Annotated in this window: 6 protein-coding genes; 1 reads left to right on the forward strand and 5 read right to left on the reverse strand. The window is 68.8% G+C overall.

What is annotated here, in order from left to right; genetic code table 11:
• The 5 genes from ACGFYH_RS37120 to ACGFYH_RS37140 form a co-directional block, all read right to left on the reverse strand.
• Window positions 1-607, reverse strand: a 607-nt coding sequence (locus tag ACGFYH_RS37120) for a relaxase/mobilization nuclease domain-containing protein (RefSeq protein WP_393807582.1), incomplete at its 3' end; no start/stop codon positions are given.
• Window positions 604-996, reverse strand: a complete 393-nt coding sequence (locus tag ACGFYH_RS37125) for a plasmid mobilization protein (RefSeq protein ID WP_393807583.1) — start codon at window positions 994-996, stop codon at window positions 604-606. The genes ACGFYH_RS37120 and ACGFYH_RS37125, both read right to left, overlap by 4 nt.
• A 318-nt stretch (window positions 997-1314) precedes the next feature.
• Window positions 1315-2601, reverse strand: a complete 1287-nt coding sequence (locus ACGFYH_RS37130; RefSeq protein ID WP_393807584.1) for a hypothetical protein — start codon at window positions 2599-2601, stop codon at window positions 1315-1317.
• 219 nt (window positions 2602-2820) lie between these two features.
• The gene (locus ACGFYH_RS37135) at window positions 2821-3522 is read right to left on the reverse strand and encodes an ATP-binding protein (RefSeq protein ID WP_393807587.1); all 702 of its coding nucleotides are present in this window, start codon (window positions 3520-3522) and stop codon (window positions 2821-2823) included.
• Entirely contained in the window at window positions 3519-4451 is a 933-nt protein-coding gene (locus ACGFYH_RS37140) for a hypothetical protein (protein WP_393807585.1), read from the reverse strand. The genes ACGFYH_RS37135 and ACGFYH_RS37140 overlap by 4 nt, the downstream gene beginning before the upstream one ends.
• A gap of 656 nt (window positions 4452-5107) precedes the next feature.
• On the opposite strand from ACGFYH_RS37140, the gene ACGFYH_RS37145 reads away from it, so the two are divergent.
• Window positions 5108-5554, forward strand: coding sequence for an SRPBCC family protein (locus ACGFYH_RS37145; protein WP_393807586.1), 447 nt, complete (start codon window positions 5108-5110; stop codon window positions 5552-5554).
• The last annotated feature ends 247 nt before the right edge of the window (window positions 5555-5801 follow it).

Below are 5801 nucleotides of genomic sequence, written 5' to 3' on the forward strand. Positions count from 1 at the left end.
TGACCATCAATCGATCACTCGGGAAGGTACGCCCTCCGCATTCCGCGAGGCACCCCTCCCGAGGCCGATCCACAAGTCCTGAGCATTGCTCGTCGCCGGTGTGGAGGCGGCGCAGCCCATAGTCGGTCTCGATCTTGCGGGCTTCGGCCTGGGAGCGTCTGCCGTCCTGGCGGAGACGGGCTTGGCGGCCGTCCTCGCGGACGATGGTGGCGATGATGTGGATGTGGTCGTCGGCGTGCCGGACGGCCGCCCAGCGGCAGGCGGCGTCGTCGCCGTCGGGGGCGATACCGGTGGCGGCGACCATCCTGCGCGCTATCTCGCCCCACTGCTCGTCCGACAGGATCGGGTCTTCCGGTGCGGCGCGTACCGACAGGTGCCACACGTGCTCGGCGGGCCGCCGGCTCTCGGGCAGGGCCATGACCGGCTGGTCGAGCAGCCGCTGGAGATCGCCGTACGTGGCGTCGGGGTCTCGGCCGGGGTCGGGGGCAAGGCCATCCCAGGCGGCCACCAGGTGCGGGTCGATGTGCTCCTCGTGCGTGCCGGGCCCGTACAGGTAGTGGAGCAGGCCGATGGTGCGCGTGCCCCTGGTGTGGACACGCGGGATCACGCAGCCGCCTGGTTGTCCAGGTGCTGCTGGGTGAAGGCGTCGACCCGCTTGGCGGCACGCTGGACGGCGGCGAGGACGGCCGCGGCCTGCGGGGCGTCGGCTCCGGAGTTCAGCGCTATGGCTACCTGGTTGAGGTTGTTGCCGATCTGCCCGAGGTGCCGCCGCAGCGCGAACAGCTCTTGCAGCATCTCTTTCTCATCCGCGATGTTCGCGGCGGTGCGGTTGAGGTCGCGGGCAGCGTTGAGAGCCGCGCGGGCAAGGAACCCGGCGACGCTCATACGGCACTCGGCGGCTGCGCGGACGAGGAGTTGGTACTCGTCGTGGTTCATGCGGCAGCTGGGCTGGCGCACACGCTTCTTCTCGTCGCGCAGACGCTCACGCTGCTGCACACGGGGCTTCGGCGAAGAGGCGTGAGCACAGTCGGTGCTGTGGCACGTGCGCGGTTCTTCCCTCTCAGGATGCGATCCGCCCTCGGTCGCATCCTCAACGATCGGCGTCTCCCGGTGCCGATCCGCTACTGCCACTCCCGGGGCGGGAGAGGCAGGAGCATTGCTCCCGACGGGAGCAATGCTCCTGCACCAACTTGCTCCCGACGGGGCAGGGGCGGTCGGCAGGGATTTCTCGTGGGGTATGGAGTCTTCGTGGCGCGGTGTGTGCATGAGGCCCTTCGGGTCGGGGTCTGGTTGGGAGTGCTGGCGCTGGGGGGATCAGCGGAGCGGATCGCCAGCTGTGGGCTTGAGCTGGGCCTTGAACTCGCGGACTACTCGTCCGACACCGTCGCTGGACACGGTGTAACCGGCGGCGCGCAGGGCATCCTCGACCCGGTCGCGTCCGACGCTGCCGGTCTCCTCGTGAATACGGCGGGCGTGATCGAGGATGACCTCGTCGGAGGCGCGGGCTTTGCCGGCGTCACGTTTCTTCCGGGCAGCCGCCTTCCGCTCGTGCCTGTCCGACATGCTGCCCGCGCTGTTGCCCGTGGGTGCCAGACCGTCTTCGGCTTCTGCCCGCGCGGGCAGCCCGGGCACCGGGCGGGCAGGCTGCGGGCGGGCAGCCGGAGGCGCCTCGTCGTCGCCCGGGTCTGATGGGTGTGGGCGGGCAGCGTCTTTTGCCCGCGGCAGTTCTGTCGTGCGGTCGGCGCGCGGGCTGCTGTGCCCGGATTCCCGGGCGGGGGTGGAGGCCGGGACCTCCCAACGTGGCGGCAGTGTGACGGAGGCAAGGCCGATGGCCTGCTTGCGGGTGGCGAGCTTGCGCAACAGCAGCTCGTCCTGGAGCGGGTCCCCGTCGACGTCGGCCCGCTCCAGGGCCTCGTGTAGGCGTTCAGTCAGGCGCCGTTGCTGTCGCTTGCCGCGCTGTCGGTCGGTCATCGACTCGGCGCGAAGGATGAGGGCGACGGCTTCGCTGAGCGCGCGCTCGCGGATGAGGCGGGTTGCATCGGCGTCCTGGTCGGCGATGCCGAGGCGAGCCAGGAGTCGTTCGCGGGCCTGGCGGACGAGGACGGCGACAAGGCTGCGTGAGGCGGCGTCGGGGGTGCGGTGGCGCAGCTCGATGCCCATGGACAGGTGCCACAGCATCGCGGCCATGACGGGGCCGACGAAGGCGCGCACGGTGCCGCCGACCAGCCCGGACTCGGCGTAGGCGGGCAGGATCTGGACCGCGGTGATGATCCACGTGAGGGTGCCGGGCAGGCCGGGTGCCTGCTTCGGGCCGTTGAGGTTCTGCCGGGCCATCAGGGCCGTAGCGAAGAGGGCCAGCTCTGCGGCGGCGAACATTGCGACGCGCTCTGCGGTGCCGTCCATGTTGAGGTAGTCGGCGGCGAACCGCCAGCTGGTGTCCGCGCTGTAGGCGGTGCAGCCGAGGGCGGCCAGAGCTGCGACGGGCACTGCGATGGTCCCGCGCTGGCGGTTGCTGCGAGGCGCCCGGCGGCGCTGCCGGTGGATCAGCCAACCGGCGAGCAGGCCGAGCAACACGGGGGAGATGAGGAGTGCAACGGTCACCGGGGAGGTGGCCCCATCGGGGACGAGCGGCGTGTCGCTGTTCCGAGCCAGGGGAGCGAGGGCGAGAGGAGGCAGGAGGGGCTCCAAGACGTGGGGGAGAGGGAGACGAAGGGGCCGTGCGCTGAGCGGCTCCCTGAGGCGAGAGGCCGGTGCGGGCCGTGATTGGGGTGAGAGCGGCCGGTACGCGACGAAGGCCAGGGAAGGTGGTGCTGGGCGGGGTCAGGCGACGGGCGTGATGCGGCGTCGTCGGTCGGGTCCTTCGAGGATGACGCGGTCGGTCATCTCGGCGAGGCGGGAGGCGACGCGGTCACCGAGGGTGGCGCGCAGCTGCTCCATGGGAAGGTTGGTGGTGATGAGGGTTGGGAGCATGTGCTCGTACCGGTGGTTGATGAGCCGGTAGGTCAGCTCCTCGGTCCATTCGCTGGTCTTGGCCGCGCCGAGGTCGTCCAGGAACAGCAGTGGGCAGCGCGCAAGGGTGTGCAGGTCACGCTCGGCGTCGTGGCCGGCGCGCGGGCGCAGGCGCGCGTGAAGATCGGCGGTGGTGGTCGCTTCCCAGCGCAGACGGACCCCTCGGGCGAGCAGGGTGCGGATGGCGCCGTACGCCTGGTGGGTTTTGCCGGTGCCTGTGGGGCCGGCGATCAGCAGCGACGGGCCTTCGGCGATGCCCGGCCCGCCGGGGCCTGGGCGTCCGGCGCGGGCGATTTCGTCGGCCCAGGCGGTGACCCTCGGATGGTCGGCCAGGGCTCGGCGGTAGCGGGCGGGGATCCTGGCGTCGGCCAGTTCCAGCGCGGTGACGGGCGCGGCGTGCTCTTCTTCGACGTTGGCGGTGGCGAGGTTGATGCCGCGACTGGCCAGGATGCCGTTGAGCCGGTCGGCGAGCGGGCCGACCCGGTGGGGCTCGCGGGTGAGTGTGGCGGTCAGAGGTCACCCCCGTAAGCGGCTTCGACATCGGCGGGGTTTGTCCACGCCCTGTGGGCGATCGGCGCGGTGGGGGTCGCGTTCATGGCCTCGTGCACGAGGCTCGGCAGAGTGCTGGGGTGCAGGCCCTTGGCACGGTGCCGTTCCAGGCCGACCCGGACGTGGTCTGGCGCGATGCCTTCGCCGAGCAGCTTGCGCACCTCGTGACCGAGATGGCCCAGGACGTCCTTGGGCGGGCGGTGTGCACACGCGACGGCGTACTCGGCGATGAGTTGCTTGGCCGAGACGGCGTGGGGTGCGGGGGCGCTTGCGCCCCCCGAAGGGGTATCTCCTAGATCCATGATCCTAGGTCCTAGATCCGGGCCGTGAGGCGTCACCGCTCCCTCACTGAGCCCTTCCGGCTGCCTCACGGAGGGCTCAAGGAAATCGCTCTGACCTGGTGCTTCGTCATTGGTGGCTGACTTCACCTCAGGCTCGCGTATTCGCCCGGAGCCCTCACCGAGTGCTCCGTGAGGCTGCGGTGCGGTCTCCGTGATGCCGACTCCCGTAGTCGGCGCGTCGGCGCCGGGCGCGGTGCGAGTCAGCGTGTCGTGGTGCGGGCAGGTGGGGAGGCGGCTCGCGCTGGGGCGGTTGATCTTCTGATGCTGCTGCCAGGTGACGATGTGCAGGTAGCGCTTGTCGCCCGGGCCTTTGTAGCGGCATATCAGGCCGGCGTCGGCAAGCTGGGCGAGGTCCTGTTCGACGTCGCCAGGCGTGTGCTCCGGACGCAGGACCCATAGTTGTCCGGCGATGATCGCGGCGTGGTCGCGGTGACGGCCCTGATCGTCAGCCTGGGTGAGCAGGCCGAAGAAGGTGCGCTCGGCGGTCAGGGAGACGGCGGCCAGGGACTCGGAGACGAAGGCTTCCGGCTTGATGGTGCGGATTCGTGCCAAGGGGGGCAGGTCCTCACTCGGTGGCTGGTGGGCTGGTAGCCCACGATTCACCGTCGGGCGGGGCGGGGCGGGGTGGGTGTGAAGGCGCGTGGAGCGTCGGGCCGTTGACGCTGGAGCGTCGATGGCCGCTCGCGCGCTAACCGGGGGTGTCGTCAACATAGCCACACCCTGGTCACGCAAGTCCAGCCCTATCCGGCGCAATCTCTCACGGCAGAAATGCCGCCGAGAATTGAGTCGGCGAGGGCGGTGCGAAAACGGTAGGGCACGATCGGCGGTTGACCAAATAGTTGGTCCGCGTCCCGAGCCAGAAGGATCACATCGGCAAGCCGTTGACGTCCTGCGGGCGACGAAGCTACAACACAACACCCCTCGTCAGAGAGGCTCTCTGATGGTGGGGCGTGTTCAGAGGGCCGGCCGTGCGCAGCGCCCCGATCGACTCGCTCACCGACTGAGCGCGGCGCAACATAGCCGACGATCGCCGGTTAACCAAACCGGCGAATGCACGCTACAACTGGAGCCATGGCAGCACGATCTCTAGAAATAGGAGCCGCAGGAATGCAGTCGGCTCGAACGCGGCCTTGGGCAGCGCCAACTCGCTGAGCGGTGCTTAGAGCTCGTAACACGATCATGGTGAGACGCGGTCTACCCTTGTTGGGGTGTCGTCCCTCGCTGTTACTGCTTCTTCGCACTCATCGGCGTCTGCCGCCATCGTCTACGCGGCGCTCCTGGATGCAGAATCCTGGCCGTTGTGGTCCGCCTACGCCGACGTCGAGTGGGATGTTCCTGCGGGAATCGACCGACCGGCACGCGTGGATGACCTGCGCACCATCCGTTCCCTTACTGGGCGTGTGTGCTGCCGCGAGCGCGTCGTCGAGATGGTTCCCAACCAGCGGTTCAGCTACGAACAGGCCGCAGGACTGTTCACCTCTCATCGAGGGTCTGTGGACCTCGCCCGAGCCCCCCATGGCGGCACCGACATCACCTGGTCAGCGACCTACCGGTACACCCTCCCTCTCTTGGACATGCTCAGGAGACGGCGTCTGCAGGTTTGGGTCCAGGATCTTGCGTCATACGCCAACTCGATCGTGAGCCGTAACGCCTAGAACTGCAGCGCAGATTCATGATCCGAACTTCTGCAGGCGTCTCCAGCAGATGAGGCTGCAGCCCAATGAGACCAAGGCGTCGTGGAGTTCCAGGCGTCGATCCCATCGGATGGCGAGACGTTTGAACTGGTGGAGCAGGGCGAAGGTCTGCTTGAACCGCCCCGGGTTCGGTAGAGATCTCAGATTGTGGTGATGACCTGGGGTTTCGTGAGTTCGGTGTAGTAGTTGGCTTCGTATTCGACGGGCG

Source organism: Streptomyces sp. NPDC048392, assembly GCF_043200575.1.
In the GTDB taxonomy this organism is placed as follows: Bacteria; Actinomycetota; Actinomycetes; order Streptomycetales; family Streptomycetaceae; genus Streptomyces.